General features: G+C 67.4%; 15 protein-coding genes. 7 read left to right on the top strand and 8 right to left on the bottom strand.

The window, feature by feature from the left end:
- Position 1 precedes the first annotated feature (1 nt).
- A complete protein-coding gene (locus O0K41_RS01305; RefSeq protein WP_049449513.1) occupies positions 2 to 784 on the bottom strand; it encodes an ABC transporter permease in 783 nt (260 codons plus the stop codon).
- A complete protein-coding gene (locus O0K41_RS01300; protein WP_088436369.1) occupies positions 781 to 1677 on the bottom strand; it encodes an ABC transporter ATP-binding protein in 897 nt (298 codons plus the stop codon). The genes O0K41_RS01305 and O0K41_RS01300 overlap by 4 nt, the downstream gene beginning before the upstream one ends.
- A 202-nt stretch (positions 1678 to 1879) precedes the next feature.
- Here O0K41_RS01300 and O0K41_RS01295 point away from each other — a divergent pair, with 202 nt between their 5' ends.
- The 5 genes from O0K41_RS01295 (at position 1880) to O0K41_RS01275 (ending at position 9684) form a co-directional block, all read left to right on the top strand.
- Entirely contained in the window at positions 1880 to 3133 is a 1254-nt protein-coding gene (locus tag O0K41_RS01295) for an efflux RND transporter periplasmic adaptor subunit (protein WP_024956150.1), read from the top strand.
- 102 nt (positions 3134 to 3235) lie between these two features.
- Positions 3236 to 3925 (top strand): ABC transporter ATP-binding protein, encoded by a 690-nt coding sequence (locus tag O0K41_RS01290; RefSeq protein WP_004137569.1) that lies wholly within the window; start codon positions 3236 to 3238, stop codon positions 3923 to 3925.
- Between the two features lie 14 nt (positions 3926 to 3939).
- On the top strand, positions 3940 to 5097 hold the full coding sequence (locus tag O0K41_RS01285; protein ID WP_019338655.1) for an ABC transporter permease: 1158 nt from the start codon (positions 3940 to 3942) through the stop codon (positions 5095 to 5097).
- A 13-nt stretch (positions 5098 to 5110) separates the two neighbouring features.
- Positions 5111 to 6433: an ABC transporter permease gene (locus O0K41_RS01280; protein ID WP_088436368.1), complete on the top strand. Its 1323-nt coding sequence runs from the start codon at positions 5111 to 5113 to the stop codon at positions 6431 to 6433.
- A gap of 392 nt (positions 6434 to 6825) precedes the next feature.
- Positions 6826 to 9684: a TonB-dependent receptor gene (locus O0K41_RS01275; protein ID WP_005407725.1), complete on the top strand. Its 2859-nt coding sequence runs from the start codon at positions 6826 to 6828 to the stop codon at positions 9682 to 9684.
- Between the two features lie 207 nt (positions 9685 to 9891).
- On the opposite strand, the gene rarD is transcribed toward O0K41_RS01275, so the two are convergent.
- The gene (rarD, locus tag O0K41_RS01270) at positions 9892 to 10788 is read right to left on the bottom strand and encodes an EamA family transporter RarD (protein WP_032965507.1); all 897 of its coding nucleotides are present in this window, start codon (positions 10786 to 10788) and stop codon (positions 9892 to 9894) included.
- Entirely contained in the window at positions 10785 to 11690 is a 906-nt protein-coding gene (gene yedA, locus O0K41_RS01265; protein WP_043035189.1) for a drug/metabolite exporter YedA, read from the bottom strand. The genes rarD and yedA overlap by 4 nt, the downstream gene beginning before the upstream one ends.
- A gap of 223 nt (positions 11691 to 11913) precedes the next feature.
- Here yedA and O0K41_RS01260 point away from each other — a divergent pair, with 223 nt between their 5' ends.
- Together O0K41_RS01260 and O0K41_RS01255 are read left to right on the top strand one after the other, a co-directional pair.
- Positions 11914 to 13248 (top strand): MFS transporter, encoded by a 1335-nt coding sequence (locus O0K41_RS01260; RefSeq protein WP_043035190.1) that lies wholly within the window; start codon positions 11914 to 11916, stop codon positions 13246 to 13248.
- Positions 13249 to 13315: 67 nt separating this feature from the next.
- Positions 13316 to 13615: a hypothetical protein gene (locus O0K41_RS01255; RefSeq protein ID WP_005407716.1), complete on the top strand. Its 300-nt coding sequence runs from the start codon at positions 13316 to 13318 to the stop codon at positions 13613 to 13615.
- 163 nt (positions 13616 to 13778) lie between these two features.
- Here O0K41_RS01255 and O0K41_RS01250 read toward each other — a convergent pair whose 3' ends face one another.
- The 4 genes from O0K41_RS01250 to O0K41_RS01235 form a co-directional block, all read right to left on the bottom strand.
- On the bottom strand, positions 13779 to 15431 hold the full coding sequence (locus O0K41_RS01250) for a M28 family metallopeptidase (RefSeq protein WP_099604912.1): 1653 nt from the start codon (positions 15429 to 15431) through the stop codon (positions 13779 to 13781).
- A gap of 105 nt (positions 15432 to 15536) precedes the next feature.
- The gene (locus tag O0K41_RS01245; protein WP_099527610.1) at positions 15537 to 16469 is read right to left on the bottom strand and encodes an MBL fold metallo-hydrolase; all 933 of its coding nucleotides are present in this window, start codon (positions 16467 to 16469) and stop codon (positions 15537 to 15539) included.
- A gap of 249 nt (positions 16470 to 16718) precedes the next feature.
- A complete protein-coding gene (locus tag O0K41_RS01240; RefSeq protein WP_043035191.1) occupies positions 16719 to 17015 on the bottom strand; it encodes a hypothetical protein in 297 nt (98 codons plus the stop codon).
- A gap of 167 nt (positions 17016 to 17182) precedes the next feature.
- Positions 17183 to 18475, bottom strand: a complete 1293-nt coding sequence (locus O0K41_RS01235) for a tryptophan--tRNA ligase (protein WP_012478877.1) — start codon at positions 18473 to 18475, stop codon at positions 17183 to 17185.
- Positions 18476 to 18511 lie beyond the last annotated feature (36 nt).

The raw sequence follows: 18511 nt of genomic DNA, 5'->3' as shown, positions 1-18511 counted from the left end.
TTCAGCCGATCCGGCGCAGGCGGCGGCGCGCCAGCAGCAGCGCCACCACCGTGACCGCCAGCAGCACCAGCAGGTGGCCAGCCATGCTGCCCACCGACGGCAGCCCGACCACCGGCAGCGCCAGCTGCGCCAGATGCCAGGTTGGCCACAGCGGTGCCATCATCGAGAACACCTTGGGCAGCGCCGACAACGGCAGCCACAGGCCCGACAGCAGGGCCAGCGGCAGGTAGACCAGGTTGACCATCGCCGGCGCCGCGCTGGCACTGACATGACTGCCGATCAGCAGGCCGATCGCCCCCAGCGGCAGCGCTGCCAGGCCCGCCACCGCCAGCAGCTGCAGCATCTGCACTGCCTGCAGCTGCACGCCACCCAGCGCGCGCGCCACCCCGATCAACAGGGCGGCTACCAGCAACGCGAACATCACGGCCATCGCCAGTCGCGCCAGCAACGGTGCCGCCGCCGGCATCGGCAGCGCTCGCTTGAGGGTCAGCAGGCCGCTTTCTCGGTCCAGCGCCAGCTGCACGCCGAAGCCGAACAGGGCCGGGGCCATCGCACCGAACACGCAGTAGGTGGCCAGCAGGTAGAGCGGTGCATGGCCGCGGCCCAACAGCACGCCGAACAACAGGTAGAACAGCACCGGGAACAGCAGCGAAGGCACCGCGAAGGCGGGTGTACGCCAGGCGCGGCGCAGCTCGGCCACCAGTTCAGCGCCGTACGGGCGCAAGGCCTGGCGCCACGCCGATACCGGCGCGGGTGTGGTGCCGGTACGGGTCATCGTGTTCATGCGGCCTCCCGGGTCATGTCGAGGAAAGCGTCGGCCAGTGCCGCGCCCTGTACTTCCAGCTCACGCAGCTGTGCATCGGCGGCCAGCAGGCGCGCCACCACCGGCTCGGCCGGGCTCGCCAGCAACTGCAGGTGCTCGCCATCACGCTGCACCTGCTGCACGCCCGGCCACTGCTGTACCTCTTCAACAGTCAACACGCTGCGGCAGCGGATGCGGCGCGGCCGATCGGCCAGGCGCAGCTCGCTCAACGGTGCATCGGCCAGCACCCTGCCCTGCTCCAGCACCAGCACCTGCTGCGCCAGCGCTTCGGCCTCTTCCAGATAGTGGGTGGTCAGCAGCACGCCGCAGCCTTCGGCCACCAGCTGCCGGATCGCCTGCCACATCGCCTGCCGCGCCTGGATGTCCAGACCGGTGGTGGGCTCGTCCAGGAACAGCACGCGCGGGCGGCCACACAGCGCGATGGCGAACTGCACCGCGCGCTGCTGGCCACCGGACAGCTGACCGTAGCGACGGCCTGCCAGTGCCTGCAGGCCTGCGCGCTGCAGCACCTCCTGCAGCGGCATCGGGTCCGGATAGCAGGCGCTGGCCTGCGCCACCAGTTCGTCCACCTGCAGCATCGGCGGCAGGCTGGTGCTCTGCAGCATCACGCCCAGACCGAGGCGGCTGCTGCGCTGCTGCGGGTCGCCACCGAGCAGCTCGACCTGGCCGGCATCGGCGCGGCGCAGGCCCAACAGCACGCTGATCGCGGTACTCTTGCCGGCACCGTTGCGGCCCAGCAATGCCAGCACCTGGCCAGCGCGGACCTGCAGGTCGATGCCCTGCAGGGCGGTATGGTCGCGGTAGCGCACCTGCACCTGCTGCAGGCGGGCCAGCGACGGGGCGATCGGATCCATGGGCGGTACCGGTAGCGGGGACGTTGCCATCCTGTGCCGCCGTGGTCACATTTCGCAGTTGCCGCCGTCAGTGTCATCGGATGACAGCTGTCACTGCCGTCATCGCTGTGCCTGCCTTCATGCTGTGCCGCACGCTCCACCGCCGGAACCGCCGCCGTCCGCGCTTCCGGCCACACCCGCCCGAACGCCTGTGATGGAACGAATGAACGCTTCTGCCGAGCTGTTGAAGGAACTCCGTATCGACCGCAAGTCGCCGCCGCCCGCCTCCGGTGGTGGCAGCAATGGCGGTAGCCGTCGTTGGCTGTGGATCGCGATCATCGTGGTCGTGCTGCTGATCGCCGCTGCCGTGGCCTTCCTGTTCGGCCGCGCGCCGGCCGTGGAAGTGGAAACCGCGCCCGCAGTGGCCATCCAGCAGGGCAGCGCCAGCAGTTCGGTGCTCGATGCCAGTGGCTACGTGGTCGCCCGGCGCATGGCCACGGTCTCGGCCAAGATCACCGGCAAGGTGCGCGAGGTGATGATCGAGGAAGGCATGCGGGTCGAAGCCGGCCAGGTGATGGCCACCTTGGATCCGATCGATGCCGATGCGCAGCGCAGCCTGTATGCCTCGCAGTTGCAGGCCGCGCGCAGCCAGGTGGCCGGGCTGGAGGCACAGCAGAAGCAGGCCGCCGCCGAAGCCAGCCGCCTGCAGGCGCTGGTCGGCCAGCAACTGGTGTCACGTTCGCAGTACGACCAGGCCGTGGCCCAGCGTGACAGCCTGCGTGCGCAGCTGGAAACGGCCCAGCGCAACGTCAAGGTCGCCAACGACCAGCTGGCCATTGCCGATCTGGGCGTGGACAACAACATCGTGCGCGCGCCGTTCTCCGGCGTGGTCACCGCCAAGGCCGCGCAGCCGGGCGAAATCGTTTCGCCGCTGTCGGCGGGCGGTGGTTTCACCCGTACCGGCATCGGCACCATCGTCGACATGGACTCGCTGGAGATCGAAGTCGAGGTCGGCGAGGCCTTCATCGGCCGCGTGCAACCGAAGATGCCGGTGGAAGCCACGCTCAACGCTTATCCGGAGTGGAAGATTCCGGGCGAGGTCATCGCCATCATCCCCACTGCCGACCGCGGCAAGGCCACGGTGAAGGTGCGCGTGGCGCTGAAGGTGAAGGACCCGCGCATCGTGCCGGAGATGGGCGTGCGGGTCAGCTTCCTGGAGCAGGCGCAGCCGCAGGCGGCCGCCAAACCGCAGGGCGTGCGCGTGCCGGCTGGCGCGGTGATCCAGCGCGAGGGCGCCTCGGTGACCTTCGTACTGGGCGACCAGAGCCGCGTGCAGCAGCGCACGGTCGAGGCCGGCCAGGCGATGGGCAAGGACCGCCAGATCCTCAAGGGCGTCAGCGCGGGTGAGTCGGTGGTGGTGAACCCGCCGGACACCCTGCGCGATGGCGCCAAGGTGCAACAGAAACAAGCGCAGTAACGGCCTGGCGCCCATGGGCGCCGCCGGCAACACCGCTCGACGCACGCCTGCGGCCACCGCAGGTGCGCTTCCCCGTTTCCCGCCTTCCGTGGAGAACCACCCATGTCGACCCTGGTTTCACTGCGCAACATCACCAAGACCTACCAGCGTGGCCCCGAGAAAGTGCAGGTGCTGCACGGCATCGACCTGGACATCGCCAGCGGCGACTTCGTCGCGCTGATGGGCCCGTCCGGCTCGGGCAAGACCACCCTGCTCAACCTGATCGGCGGCCTGGACAACCCCAGCGGCGGCGAGATCAGCATCGAAGGCGAGCGCATCGACCAGATGAGCGGCGGCCAGCTGTCGACCTGGCGCAGCCACCACGTCGGCTTCGTGTTCCAGTTCTACAACCTGATGCCGATGCTGACCGCGCAGAAGAACGTGGAGCTGCCGCTGCTGCTGACCCACCTCAATGCCGCGCAGCGCCGCCGCAATGCCGAGATCGCGCTGACCCTGGTCGGCCTGGCCGACCGCCGCAGCCATCGCCCCAATGAACTGTCCGGCGGCCAGCAGCAGCGCGTGGCGATCGCGCGGGCGATCGTCTCCGACCCGACCTTCCTGATCTGCGACGAACCCACCGGCGACCTCGACCGCCAGTCCGCCGAGGAGATCCTCGGCCTGCTGCAGCAGCTCAACCGCGAACACGGCAAGACCATCATCATGGTCACCCATGACCCGAAGGCCGCCGAGTACGCCACGCACACGGTGCACCTGGACAAGGGCGAGCTGGCCGACGCGCCGCTGGCCCACTGACGGAGGCCACGGCGATGAAATACTTCTCGTTGGTGTGGGCGCAGCTGTTCCGCAGCCGCACGCGCACCCTGTTGACCCTGCTGTCGGTGGTGGCCGCGTTCCTGCTGTTCGGCATGCTCGACTCGGTGCGCGTGGCGTTCTCGTCCGGCGGCAGCGTGGAAGGCGCCAATCGCCTGGTGGTGGCCTCGCGGCTGTCGATCACCCAGTCGCTGCCGATCCGCCTGGAAACCCAGATCCGCCAGGTGGCCGGCGTGCGCGACGTGGCCTACGGCATGTGGTTCGGCGGCATCTACCAGGATCCAAAGAACTTCTTCCCGAACTTCTCGGTGTCGCCCAACTACTTCGATGTCTACCGCGAACTGCAGATCGATCCGGCACAGCTGGAGGACTGGAAGCAGACCCGCACCGGCGCCATCGTCGGCGAGACCCTGGCCAAGCAGTTCGGCTGGAAGATCGGCGACACCATCCCGTTGCAGGCCACGATCTTCCCGCGCGGCGGCAGCAACGACTGGCCGCTGGAACTGAAGGGCATCTACCGTTCCAAGGACCGAGCGCTGGCGGCCAACGAAGAACGCCAGTTGATGATGAACTGGAAGTACTTCGATGAATCCAACGACTACATCAAGAACCAGGTGAGCTGGTACACGGTGACGCTGGACAACCCGGATCATTCCTCGCGGGTAGCGCAGGCCATTGATGCAATCTCGGCCAACTCCGACCACGAGACCAAGACCCAGACCGAGTCGGCGTTCCAGCAGGCCTTCGTCAAGCAGTTCGCCGACATCGGCATGATCGTCACTTCAATCATGGGCGCGGTGTTCTTCACCCTGCTGCTGCTGACCGGCAACACCATGGCGCAGGCGGTGCGCGAACGCGTGCCGGAGCTGGCCACGCTGAAGACGCTGGGCTTCAAGGACAGCACCGTGCTGACCCTGGTGATGGTGGAGTCGGTGCTGCTGATCGGCCTGGGCGGCCTGATCGGCATGGGCCTGGCCGCACTGATCCTGCCGGCGATCGGCCCGAAGAGCATGGGCATGCTGCCGCCACACGTACCGACGCCGACCTGGCTGATGGGGCTGGGCCTGATCGTGGTGATCGGCATCATCGTCGGGTTGTTGCCGGCGCTGCGTGCCAAGCGCCTGAAGATCGTCGACGCACTGGCCGGCCGCTGAGGAGGACACCGACATGTTCAAGAGCAAACTCAAGAAATGGCTGGGCAACGGCCTGACGGTGCTGCTGCTGGTGATCGGCCTGGTGCTGTGGATCAGCCTGCCGTGGGTCGGCGTGCTGGCCGTGGCCGTGCTGGTGGCACTGTGGCTGCTGCTGACCCGTGGCGGACGGTTGGCGCTGGCCGCCACCCGCATCGGCGTGGCCAGCCTGCCGCAGCGCTGGGGCGCGTCCTCGGTGATCGTGGTCGGCATCGCCGGCGTGGTCGGCGTGCTGGTGGCGATGCTGGCGATGGGCGAAGGCTTCCAGGCCACGCTCAACAACACCGGCGACGACACCACCGCCATCGTGCTGCGCGGCGGCTCGCAGGCCGAGACCAACTCGGTCATCACCCGCGAGCAGGTGCCGACGTTGTCCACCCTGCCCGGCATCAGCCGCGATGGCGAAGGCCGGCCGCTGCTGTCGCCGGAGCTGTCGCAGGTGGTCAACCTGGTGTCGAAGTCCGACGGCACCGACGTCAACGCGCAGTTCCGCGGCGTTGGTCCGCAGGCCTGGGCCGTGCATGACAAGGTCAAGATCATCGAAGGCCGCAAGTTCGCAGCCGGCCTGCGCGAGATCGTGGTCGGCCAGGGTGCCAAGGGCCAGTTCCGCGACATGGACGTGGGCAGGACGCTGACCCTGGGCAACCAGACCTGGACCGTGGTCGGTGTGTTCGCCACCGGCGATGCGCACGATTCGGAGCTGTGGACCGACGCCGATACGCTGGCCACCACCTACCAGCGCAGCGCCTGGCAGTCGATCAGCGTGCGTACCGATGGCAAGGCCGGCTTCGAGCAGTTCAAGGCAGCGGTCGCCGCCGACCCGCGCCTGAAACTGGACGTGGAAACCACCCGTGTCTACTACAGCAAGCAGGGCGGCGGGCTGACCAAGCTGATCGACATCCTCGGCAAGGTGATCGGCACGATCATGGCGGTGGGTGCAGTGTTCGGCGCACTCAACACCATGTACGCGGCCGTGGCCACCCGTGCGCGCGAGATCGCCACCATGCGCGCGATCGGCTTCCGCGGCCTGCCGGTGGTGACGGCGGTGATGCTGGAGACCATGCTGCTGGCGTTGCTGGGTGGCCTTCTGGGGTGTGCGGTGGCGTGGCTGCTGTTCAATGGCTACAGCGTGTCCACCATCGGCAGCAACTTCAGCGCGGTGGTGTTCAAGTTCCATGTGTCGCCGGAACTGCTGTGGACCGGACTGAAATGGGCGCTGGGCATCGGCCTGGTCGGCGGCCTGTTCCCGGCGCTGCGCGCGGCCCGTTTGCCGATCACCACGGCGTTGCGCGAAACCTGAGCATCACACAGCGGTGGACTGCGCATCACGCAGGGGACGGAGCGACGGCTCCGTCCCTTTTCTTTTGCGCGTCATCCACGCTTGGTGGTGAGCCAGGACGTCCAGTAGATCCACGCCGTGCGTGGATGGATGCCGGCGCACGCGCACGGCTACAGATTGCGGGAAATACGCCGCTATCGATGCCTCTGCCCATCGAAAGCGCAACGCGCGTGACGTTGCGCACATCCCATCTGTGGATTGTTGGTTGCGATTCATTTTCGCGCACATCCGCGGCGCAGAGGCAAACAGTTACGAATGGAAACATTCTAGAATCGCCCCCCCACGTTGGTTTGCAGCACCCCACGCGTCCATAGAACGGGCGCTTGTTTTTCCTGAAACACGAGATTTCACGGATGTCCCTGAAAACCAATCCGCTGCGCAACGCGATCGTCATCGCGCTGGCCGCCAGCTGCACCACCCCCGCCTTCGCACAGAGCGCCGGCGATACCCCGACCAACCTCGATCGCATCGAAATCACCGGCTCGCGCATCCGCCAGGCCAGTGTCGAGACCGCACAGCCGGTCGTCGCGCTCAGCCGCGCCGAGATCGAGAAGAAGGGTTACATCAACGTCGCCGACATCCTGCAGGACGTCACCGCCGCCGGCGCACCGAGCCTGAGCCGCTCGTCGTCGCTGAGTTCTTCGCGCGACTTCGGCGGCACGTACGTCAGCCTGCGCAACCTCGGCCCGGAGCGCAGCCTGGTGCTGATCGACGGCCGCCGCATGGGCGTCAGCGCCGGTGGCTACTCCGACCTGGCTTCGATTCCCTCGGCGATTGTCGAGCGCGTGGAAGTGCTCACCGATGGCGCGTCCGCGCTGTACGGCTCGGACGCCATCGCCGGTGTGGTCAACATCATCACCCGCAAGAACTTCGACGGTGGCGAAGCCAGCGTCTACGTCGGCCAGTACGGTGAAGGTGACGGCCAGAAGCGCTCCTACAGCGCCACCTTCGGCAAGACCTTCGACCGCGGCTGGTTCAGCGTCGGCGCCGAGCGCACCAAGGAAGACGAGATCCTCGGCAGCGAGCGCGAGTTCAGCCGTTACCCGGGTGGCCCGCGCCATCCCGACGACGTCAAGGCACTGAACCAGACCACGCAGTGGGGCAGCGTCACCGTCGACGGCAAGTCGCTGACCGTGGGCCCGGGCGGCGACCCGAGCCAGAAGGGCAATTTCCACACGCCCAATCCGGCCGATGGTGCCAACACCAAGACCAACATGAGCCTGCTGAGCGGCCTGGAGCGCACTTCGGTGTTCGCCAACGGTGGCTTCTCGATCACCGATGACCTGCGCATCGTGGCCGACGCGCTGTACAGCAAGCGCGAGTCGACCAAGCACCTGGCCGGCTACCCCTACTCGGTGTCCACCGCACAGGCGCGCAACGGTTCCCGTGCTGCCCTGTCCAAGGACAGTGCGTTCAACCACTGGGGCCAGGACGTGCTGTTCTCGCACCGCACCGAAGAAATGCCGCGTGCGACCGAGAACAACCTGGACACCAAGCGCGCCAGCATCGGCCTGGAAGGCAGCTTCGAAACCGGTTCGCGTTACTGGGACTGGAACGTCAGCTACATGTACAACCGCAATGAAGGCGAGCGCATCGGTACCGGCAGCATGTACCAGCCGCACGTCGACCTGGCGGTCGGCCCATCCTTCATGGATGGCACCGTGGCACGCTGCGGCAGCCCGGGCGCCGTGATCGCCGGCTGCGTGCCGTGGAACCCGGCCGCGCCGATGGGCTATGCGGGCCCGGGCTCGCTGAGCAACCAGGACGTGCAGGACTACCTGTTCACCCGCTTCGTCGACAAGATGAAGAGCACCACCAAGGTCGCCAGCGCCAACATCTCCGGTTCGGTGTTCACCCTGCCGGCCGGCGACGTGATGGCCGCGATGGGCTTTGAGCACCGCAACGAAGAAGCCAGCTACACCCCGGACCTGATGGTGCAGAAGGGCCAGATTGCCGGCACCACCGGCCAGCCGACCCGTGGCGACTACTCGCTCAACGAGGTCTACCTGGAGCTGCAGGTACCGCTGCTGGCCGACATGCCGTTCGCGCGTGAACTGTCGCTGGACCTGGCCGGCCGCTACACCGACTACAACACCTTCGGTTCGACCACCAACAGCAAGTTCGGCCTGAAGTGGAAGCCGATCGACAGCCTGCTGGTGCGCGCGACCTACGGCACCGGCTTCCGTGCGCCGACCGTGGACGACCTGTACGGCGGTGCGGTGAAGAGCCGTGATTCGTTCACCGATCCGTGCGATACCTCGTTCGGCATCGCTGCCAGCAGCGCGACCGTGGCCGCACGCTGCCAGGCGCTGAAGGTGCCGGCGGACTTCCGCCAGCAGACCGCGTCGGAAGGCAACGTCGCCAACCGTCCGGGCCAGCAGGGCATCGCCGATTTCGACTCCGGTTCCAATGCGAACCTGAAGCCGGAAACCGCCAAGACCTGGACCGTGGGCCTGGTGTACAGCCCCGAGTTCGTGCCGGGCCTGGACGTCAGCCTGGACTGGTGGAAGATCCGCATCGACAACGCGATCGTGGGTGAGTCGGCCACCGACATCCTCAACCAGTGCTACGTGCAGGGCGTGGATTCGGCGTGCGGCCGCTTCACCCGTTCCACCAGCGCCAAGACGCTGGGTCAGGTGACGTCGCTGGACCGCTCGCTGGTCAATGCGGGCTACCGCGAAACCGCCGGCTACGACTTCAGCCTGCGTTACCGCCTGCCGGAAACCGCGTTCGGCCGCTTTGCCGCAACCTGGAACACCACCTACACCGACTACCTGGAGCAGCGCAACGACAGCGCCGCCACCACGCCGGTGGAGCAGAAGACCGGCTGGCAGGGCAACTTCCGCGTGCGTTCGACCTTCAACCTGGATTGGCAGTACGGCGACCTGGGCATCGGCTGGACCGCCCGCTACTACTCGGGCATGAAGGAAGCCTGCTCGTATGACCTGGCCGGTGGCCCGGACTGCAACATGGCCGGCTTCGTCTCGCCGTACACCGATGCGCAGCCGAGCCGCAAGGTGGGCTCCAACACCTTCCACGACCTGCAGGTGCGTTACAGCCTGCCGTGGGACGGCACCGTGTCGCTGGGCGTGAACAACGTCTTCGACCACCAGGGTCCGATCATGTACAGCCAGCCGAACAGCAGCTTCACCTACTACGGTGGCTTCGACATCGGTCGTTTCATGTACATGAAGTACCAGCAGCGCTTCTAAGCCTGCAACCGCGTTCCCGCCACCGCCATCTCTCTCTCCTGGCGGTGGATGGAAGCAGAACGGCGCCCTTCGGGGCGCCGTTCTTTTTTTCGGGAAGCGGGGTCGGATCCCTTCGCCCTGCGAAGGGCTCTGACCCCACGCGACGGATAGAACAGGGTCAGAGCCCTCCGCGTTGCGGAGGGATCCGCCCCCGCAGCCCCGCCGGCGCTAGCGCTTGGCGCGCATCGTGCGGATGTTGTCACCGACGAACAGGATCAGGCCGGCCCAGATCGCGGCGAAGCCGATCGCCTTGGCAGTATCGAACGCTTCGTGGAAGAAGAACACGCCCAGCAGCAGCTGCAGGCTCGGCGCGATGTACTGCAGGATGCCGACCAGCGACAGCGGGATGCGCTTCACGCCGTAGGCGAAACCGATCAGCGGCACTGCGGTCACTGCGCCACCGAAGATCAGCAGCAGGTCATTGCGCCAGCCCCAGCCGTGGAAGAACGCGCCGCCATGGCCGTTTTCCGCCCAGATCGCGAAGGCCAGCGCCGGCAGGAACAGGTACATGCTCTCCACGCCCAGGCCGGCCACCGGATCGACCGAGACCAGCTTGCGCAGCAGGCCATACAGGCCGAACGAACAGGCCAGGCCCAGCGCGATCCACGGCGGCGTACCCGCGTCGATGGTCAGCCAAGCCACGCCCACCGCCGCCATCGCCACCGCCACCCACTGCAGGCGCCGCAGCCGCTCCTTCAGCACCAGCACGCCCAGCAGCACGTTCACCAGCGGGTTGATGAAGTAGCCCAGGCTGGTCTCGATCACATGGCCGGCGTTGACCGCCCAGATGTACAGGCCCCAGTTGAACGCGATGGTCAGGCTCGACACCAGCAGGATCGGCAGCGCGCGCGGCTGCGCGGCGATCTTCTGCCACCAGCCCAGGCGCGAGCTGATCAAGAGCCAGCCCAGCACCATCACGGTGCTCCAGATGATGCGGTGGGCGATGATCTGGAACGAGGGTACCTCGTTGAGCAGGTGCCAATAGACCGGCACCAGGCCCCAGATCACGAAGGTGGATGCGGTGACCAGCAGGCCCCGGCGTTGTTCTTTCTCGTCCATGCTCACTTCTTTCTCGTCCTTGCCATTGTCAGCACCACCACACCCAGGAGAATCACCGCCATCGCCAGCAGGTCGCGCCAGCCGAAGCGCTCGCCGTTGAGCAGCGCGCCCAGCAGCACCGCGATCACCGGATTGACGTACGCATAGCTGCCGGCCAGCGCCGGCCGCACGTTCTGCAGCAGCCAGACGTAGGCGGTGAAGGCAACGATGGAACCGAACACGCACAGGTAGGCCATCGCCAGCAGGCCACCGGTATCGGGCAGCGTGGTCGGGCGCTCGCCGACCGCCAGGCCGATCAGCACCAGCAGCACGCCACCGCAGATCATCTGCCCGGCGGCGGTCATGAACGGGCCCGGCAGGTCCAGGCCGCGCGCCCACACCGAACCGAAGGCCCAGCCGATCGGCGCGATCAGCAGCAGCACCAGCCCGGTCGGCGAGGCCGTCAGGCTGCTGCCGGCGTTGAGCCAGACTACGCCGAGGAAGCCGATGGCGATGCCCAGCCACTCACCGCGGCTGGCATGCTGCCCGCGCAGCGCCGAGAACAGCGCCATCCACAGCGGCACCGAGGCCACTGCTGTCGCGGCCAGGCCCGAGGACACCTCACGCTCGGCCAGCACCACCATGCCGTTGCCCAGCACCAGCATGGTCACGCCCATCACCACCAGGTTGCGCCACTGCCGCAGGGTCGGGTTCGGCATCTTCCAGAACAGACGCAAGGCCAGGAACATCAGGCCACCGGCAATGATGAACCGGCTGCCGGAAACCATCGTCAGCGGCAGCGCGCCGCCGTGCAGGGCCTTGGCGATGCCCAGGTAGGTCGAGCCCCAGACCACGTAGACCAGCAGCAATGCCAGCGCGACAAGGCCACCCCGGGGGGCAGCCGCAGACGAAGAGGGGGGAACCGACATGACACACCAGGGAGCCGGGGGAAGGCGGATTCTAGGACGTTTTGAGTATGGTCCGGCACCCCGGACGGTGGCACGCTGTCATCCATCCATGCACCCTGCTCTGGTCTGCTACCCCGTGTTGACGGCCGATGCAGTACCAAGAGGGCTGCCCGGCCGCGCCGCCCCAAGGCCGGGCGCCGTTTTCCCTGCGCACGGACGCGCCGCATCGAGGATTCCCACCCAGATGAGCACCACGTCCCAACCTGCCGTACCCGCGAACGACCGCGCTGCCCTGCGCAGGTCGATCTCCAACACCCTCAAAGGCTCCGCCGGCAACCTGGTGGAGTGGTATGACGTCTACGTGTACTCGGTGTTCGCCGTGTACTTCGAATCGCAGTTCTTCTCGCCGGACGACAAGAACTCCACGATGTACGTGTGGGCGATCTTCGCCGCCACGTTCCTGATGCGCCCGATCGGTGCCTGGTTCTTCGGCCGCTTCGCCGACCGCCACGGCCGCCGGTTGGCGCTGACTGTCTCGGTCACGCTGATGGCGCTGTGCTCGTTCCTGATCGCCATCACCCCCACCGCCGCCAGCATCGGCATCTGGGCCGCAGTCATCCTGTTGTTCGCGCGCCTGCTGCAGGGCTTCGCCACCGGCGGCGAGTACGGCGCCAGCGCCACCTACATGTCAGAGGCCGCCATTCCCGGCCGTCGCGGCTTCCTGTCCTCCTTCCACTACGTCACCCTGGTCGGCGGCCATGTGCTGGCCCAGCTGACCCTGCTGCTGATGCTGACCTTCTGGGGCAAGCCGGAGATCTCGGAGTGGGGCTGGCGCATCGCCTTCGGCATCGGTGGCATCGCCGCGGTGGTGGTGTTCTGGCTGCGCCGCGGCATGGACGAATCGCTGTCGGAGTCGTCGATCGAAGCTGCGCGCGAGGGCAAGGCGCAGAAATCCGGCTCGATGTACGAGCTGTTCGTGCACCAGTGGCGGCCGCTGCTGCTGTGCTTCCTGATCACCGCCGGTGGCACCGTGGCCTTCTACACCTACTCGGTGAACGGCCCGAAAATGATCCAGAGCGCATTCGCGGGCAACGACCCGATGACCGGCACCCTGATCAACCTGGGCGTGCTGGCGTTCCTGATGGTGCTGCAGCCGGTCGGCGGCTGGCTGTCGGACATCATCGGCCGCAAGACCCTGCTGGTGTTCTTCGGTGTCGGCGGCGTGCTGTACAGCTGGTACCTGATCACCCAGCTGCCGCACCAGCACGACGCCACGCTGGCGTTCCTGACCCTGGCACTGGCCTTCGTCATCCTCACCGGCTACACCTCGATCAATGCCGTGGTAAAGGCCGAGCTGTTCCCCACCCACGTGCGTGCGCTGGGCGTAGGCCTGGGTTACGCGCTGGCCAACTCGCTGTTCGGCGGCACCGCCCCGCTGCTGTACCAGGGCGCGCTGAAGACCGGCCACGTCGACTGGTTCGCCATCTACGTGACCGCAACGATCGCGGTATCGTTGGTGGTCTATGTGTTCTTCCTCACCAACAAGGGCCCGAACTGGCTCGACGGCACCCGCAAGTAAGCGCGTTGCCGTGATCGCGGCCACCGGTGCACTGCCGGTGGCCGCTGCATCTCCCGCCACGCCACTGATGTGGATCGCGGCGGCGCTGGCCGCAGCCACGGCACTGGCCTGGCTGCTGCGCCGCCCCAACGCACAGGCCGCGTGGCCACGCACCGGGTTCGGGGTCGCCCTGCTGGTGTTCTGCTCCGCGCTGGCGCTGCAGCTGGCGGTGGACCTGGGCAGCGGCCACAGCTCGCTGCAACTGCGCCTGCATCGCGGCATCAATGCAGGGTCGCCGGTTGGCCTGCGCACGATGGTGGCGTGCTATCTGGCAGCGCTCGCTGCCGCCGGCTGGGGCGCATGGACGCTGCTGCGCCGGCGCAGGTAGTGCCGGCCGCTGGCCGGCAATCGGCAATCGGCAATCGGTAGAGTCGACTGTTGGTCGACTGCTCTCTCTGTCGGCACCGAAAAACCCGCGCTGCGCGCGATAGTCGACTGGCAGTCGACTCTACCCCCGGCGAAATGACATGACACCCCGCCGGTCCCGAGCCTCAGCGGCGGGCCGCTTCGCTCTTGTCGCGCGCGCCGCGGAACTCCGATTCCTTCTCCCACGTCGGCCAGCGGCGGCTGTTGGCCAGCTCGGCACCCAGGTCGTAGACCAGCAGAGTGTCAGCCGCGTGGCCGCTCGGATCCCAGCTCGGGGTCCAGGCATCGCAGGCTTGGTGGTAGCAGTCGGCGAAATACTTCTCGCGCAGCGCGCGGCCGGCTTCAACACCGCCGTCCAGCTTGTCCAGGCCCGGGCCGATGGTGATCGCCGGCACGCCCAGGCGGGCAAAGGCGAAGTGGTCGGCGCGGTAGAAGAAGCCGGCCTCCAGATTCGGGTCCGGGCTGTAGCTGCGACCGCGGGCCTTGGCCACGCGTTCCAGGTCGCCTTCCAGCGACACCCGGCCCTTGCCCCACGAAGCGATGTCGCGGGTCGCGCCATCCGGGCTGAACATCTCGATGTTCAGCACTGCGGCGGTCTTGTCCAGCGGCGCCAGCGGGTGCGCGGCGTAGTAGCTGGCGCCCAGCAGGCCCTTCTCTTCGGCGGTGAGGGCCACGAAGTACAGGGTGCGCTGCGGCTGCGGGCCGGCAGCGAACACGCGGCCCAGCTCCAGCACGGTGGCCACGCCGGTGGCATTGTCGATCGCACCACGGCGGATGCGGTCGCCCTTGGCGTCGGTCTGGCCGATACCGAAGGCATCCCAGTGCGCGGAGAAGATCACGGCCTCGTCGGCGTGTTCACCACCGGGCAGCTTGGCCACCACGTTGCGGGTCACCACCTGCTCGCGCTTGAGCGCGAAATCCACGCTCAGCTTCGCGTTGTCCAGTGCCACCGGGCGGAAGTCTGCACGCATCGCGTTGCGCTTCTCGGCATCGAAGTCGAGGCCGGCGTCGGCGAAGATCGCCTCGGCGAGCTCGCGCTGCATCCAGCCCCGCAGCGGCGTGTGCTGCGCCATCGCCTCGGCTTGGCCGCGCTCGATGTCGAACAGCGGCGAGGTGCCCGAGCTCTTCACCGTGGCCCAGCCATAGGCGGCCGGCGCGGTCTCGTGCACGATCAGCACGCCTTCGGCGCCACGGCGTGCGGCTTCCTCGAACTTGTAGGTCCAGCGACCGTAGTAGGTCACCGCCTTGCCGTCGAACGCGCCCGGTGCATCAGCCTCGAAATCGGCGTCGTTGATCAGCACCACGGCGATCTTGCCGTGCAGGTCCACGTCCTTGTAGTCGTTCCAGTGGCGTTCCGGTGCGTCGATGCCGTAGCCGACGAACACCAACGGTGCATCCTTGATCTGCACGCGCTTGCGCGGCTGCAGGCTCTGCAGGGTCACGTCCACGCCATTGGCCAGCGCACGCTTGCCCTGCTTCAGCGACAGGCTGGCCTTGGCCTCACCCTCCAGCTGCGCGCGCACCAGCGGCACCGGCTGCACCCAGCTGCCGTCCACGCCGCCCGGCTGCAGGCCGTAGCTGCGGAACTGCTCGATCAGGTACTGCACGGTGCGCTCTTCGCCTTCGGTGGCCGGCGCGCGGCCCTCGAACTCGTCCGACGCCAGCACCCGCACGTGACGCGACAGCGCCTGCGGATCGATGCCGCCACCCGGTAGATCGTTGGCCGCATGGGCCAGGCCCCCGACAAACAGGCAGGACGACAGCAGCAACACGCGCATCGGATTCACGGCAGTACCACGGCTAGCTTGGAAGTCACCAGAGTGTAACGTGGTCGTGACATCACGGCTCGGCTTGGGGCGGCGTCACCCGCGCATGGCGTGGATCTACCTGCTGATGCGATCCAGCCAGCAGGCCAGGCCCTGCGCGTTGAGTTCGATGTCCATCGCCAGAACAGCGGTCACCGCCGCATCGTCCAGCGCACAGCCATGCAGCTGTGCACGTTCCAGGTACAGCGCCTGCAGCGCGGCCAGCAGGCAGCGGTGGCGGTCGGGGCGGCCATCGCACTGGCGGCCGATGGTGGCCATCGCATCGATCTGTTCGAACAGGTCGTTGGCCAGTTTCTGCACCTGCTCCACGCGGCCGTAGTGGGTCAGGTACATCGCCTGCGGGCCATAGCCCAGCATGCGCTGGATCGAGGCCTTCATCGCCTCCGGATCGAACTGCACCGGCGACGAGGTCGGGAAGATGAAGGCCCCCTGCGCACTGTCCAGCTCGCGGTAGGAAATGCCGAAGGTATCGCCGGTGAACCAGCTGCGGCTGCGCGCATCCCACACGCAGTAATGGTGCAGTGCGTGGCCCGGGGTGTGCAGCAGCACCAGCTCGCGGCCGGCCAGGTCGATACGGTGGCCGTCCTCGGCCACCACCACACGATGTTCGGGAATGGCCTCGATACGACCATAGCTGCGCGCGATTTCCTCGGCACCGTACACCGCCGTGGCACCGGCAATCAGCCGGGTCGGGTCGATCATGTGCGGCGCACCGCGCGGGTGCAGCACTGCCTTTGCGTTGGGTAGCCGCTGCATCAGCAGGCCGGCGCCGCCGGCGTGGTCCAGGTGCACGTGCGTGAGCAGCAGCCAGTCCACCGCATCAACGGCCAGACCCGCGTTGGCCAGCGCCTGCAGCATCGCCGGCACCGACAGGCCGGTGCCACAGTCGACGAACGCGGCGCGGTCGTTTTCAACGATCAGATAGGCCGCATCGAAGTCGGGACGCTGGAAGCCGGTATCGATGGTGTGGATGCTGGGGTCGGCGATCATCGGCACGCACCTGGCAGGATCGGGAACAGACGCCCATGGTAGGCGCGCGGGCGGTCCGGGTTCGATGCGGCTTTGGTCGGGTAGTGCCGGGTTGTGGCCGGGTAGAGTCGACTGTCAGTCGACTGTCGCGCGCAGCGCGGGCTTCCAGAAGAGCGGTCGACTCACAGTCGACTCTACCAAGGGCAAGCGCAGGCAAGGGCAAGCGCAGGCCAACCAACCGCAGGTCCATCGGGTGCGCAAGGGCCAGGTTCAGCGCAATGCGAACCGCGGCCGCAGCAGCAGGGCCAGCACCAGCACCGCCAGGAATGCGCCGTAGGCGTACAGCACCGCCAGTACCTGCGGCCAGATCGGGCCGGCGCCGGGCTGTGCCATGCCAAGTCGATACCCCCACAGCATCGAGGCGATGCTCAGGGCGAAGGCCAGCAGCAGGGTGGTGCCATCGAACAGGCGCCGCCGCGGCGTGCGCGGCTGGCGCGGGAACAGCCAGTACAGGCTGCCCAGCAGCAGGAACCAGGGCAGGAACAGCAGCAGCGACAACCAGGCCATCGCAGACTCCATGTCATCGCGCCGGAGGCGCGCGGACATCATGCCATGACCTTCGTTCGCGGGTAGGGCCGGCCGCTGGCCGGCGTTTTCCTATGCGGTTGCCGTGGTAGTGCCGGCCGCTGGCCGGCATTTCCTATGCAGTTGCCGGCCAGCGGCCGGCACTACCCTTACGCTTCGCGCAGCATGGCCAGGGCCGCCAGCACGGCGTCCACTTCGGCTTCCAGCTTGAACAGTTCGCTCTGCAGCTGGTCACCCTGCTCCGCCTGCTTGATCACGGCAATCAACTGCCCCGCATCGCGCGGCGAATCGAAGCCTTCGCTCTGGATCAGCAGCGTGCCGTCACCGGCGGTCAGCTTGAAGTAGAAGCGGCCGTCCTTCTCGCGGTACTGCTTGAACAGTGGCGGTGCCACGCGGGCCACGCCGGCGTCCTCGCTGGCGATATCGCCTGCGGTGGACAGGTCACGCAGGCCCACGGCGTGGCGCAGCTCGTCCAGCAGCGGTGCCGCCAGCTGCTCGCGCAGCTGCTGGCCACGGCGCTTGAGCAGCGCCTCGATCTTCTCCGGCTCGGCCATCAGCGCGTTGTAGCGTTCGCGCAACGGCGACAGCTCGCTGTCGATGCGCTCGAACAGCTGCTGCTTGGCGTCACCCCAGCTGATGCCGGCGGCGAACGCCCTGGCGAATTCGGCGGTCTGTTCCGGGGTGGCGAAGGCCTGGTACATCTGGAACAGCGCAGAGCCCTCGGTGTCCTTCGGCTCGCCAGGTGCGCGCGAGTCGGTCAGGATCGAGAACACCAGCTTCTTCAGCTCCTCGCGCGGCACGAACAGCGGAATGGTGTTGTGGTAGCTCTTGCTCATCTTGCGGCCATCCAGGCCCGCCAGCGTCGCCACCTGCTCGTCGATCACCACGTCCGGCAGCGGGAAGTACTCCTTGCCATACACGTGGTTGAAGCGCTGGGCGAAGTCGCGCGCCATCTCGATGTGCTGGATCTGGTCACGGCCCACCGGTACCTGGTTGGCCTTGAAGATCAGAATGTCGGCGGCCATCAGCACCGGGTACATGAACAGGCCGGCGCTGACGCCTGCGTCCTCGTCCACGCCTTCCTCGCGGTTCTTGTCCACCGCCGCCTTGTAGGCGTGCGCGCGGTTGAGGATGCCCTTGCTGGCGATGGCGGTCAGGAACCACATCAGCTCGGTGGTCTCGCGGATGTCGCTCTGGCGGTAGAACCACACGTGTTCCGGGTCCAGGCCACAGGCCAGCCAGCTGGCCGCGATCTCCAGGGTCGCGCGCTGGGTGCGCTGCGGGTCCTGGGACTTGATCAGGCTGTGCAGGTCGGCCAGGAAGAAGAAGCTCTCGATCCCCGGCGCGCGGCTGGCCGCGATGGCCGGACGGATGGCGCCAACGTAGTTGCCCAGGTGGGGCGTGCCGGAGGGGGTGATGCCGGTAAGGACTCGGGTGGTCATGACTGCGTGGGGTAACCTTCGATGAACGGGGCCAGT

It is taken from the genome of Stenotrophomonas sp. Sm2128 (assembly GCF_030985535.1).
Classification (GTDB): domain Bacteria; phylum Pseudomonadota; class Gammaproteobacteria; order Xanthomonadales; family Xanthomonadaceae; genus Stenotrophomonas; species Stenotrophomonas maltophilia.
This window is presented reverse-complemented; position numbering and strand designations above follow the sequence as displayed.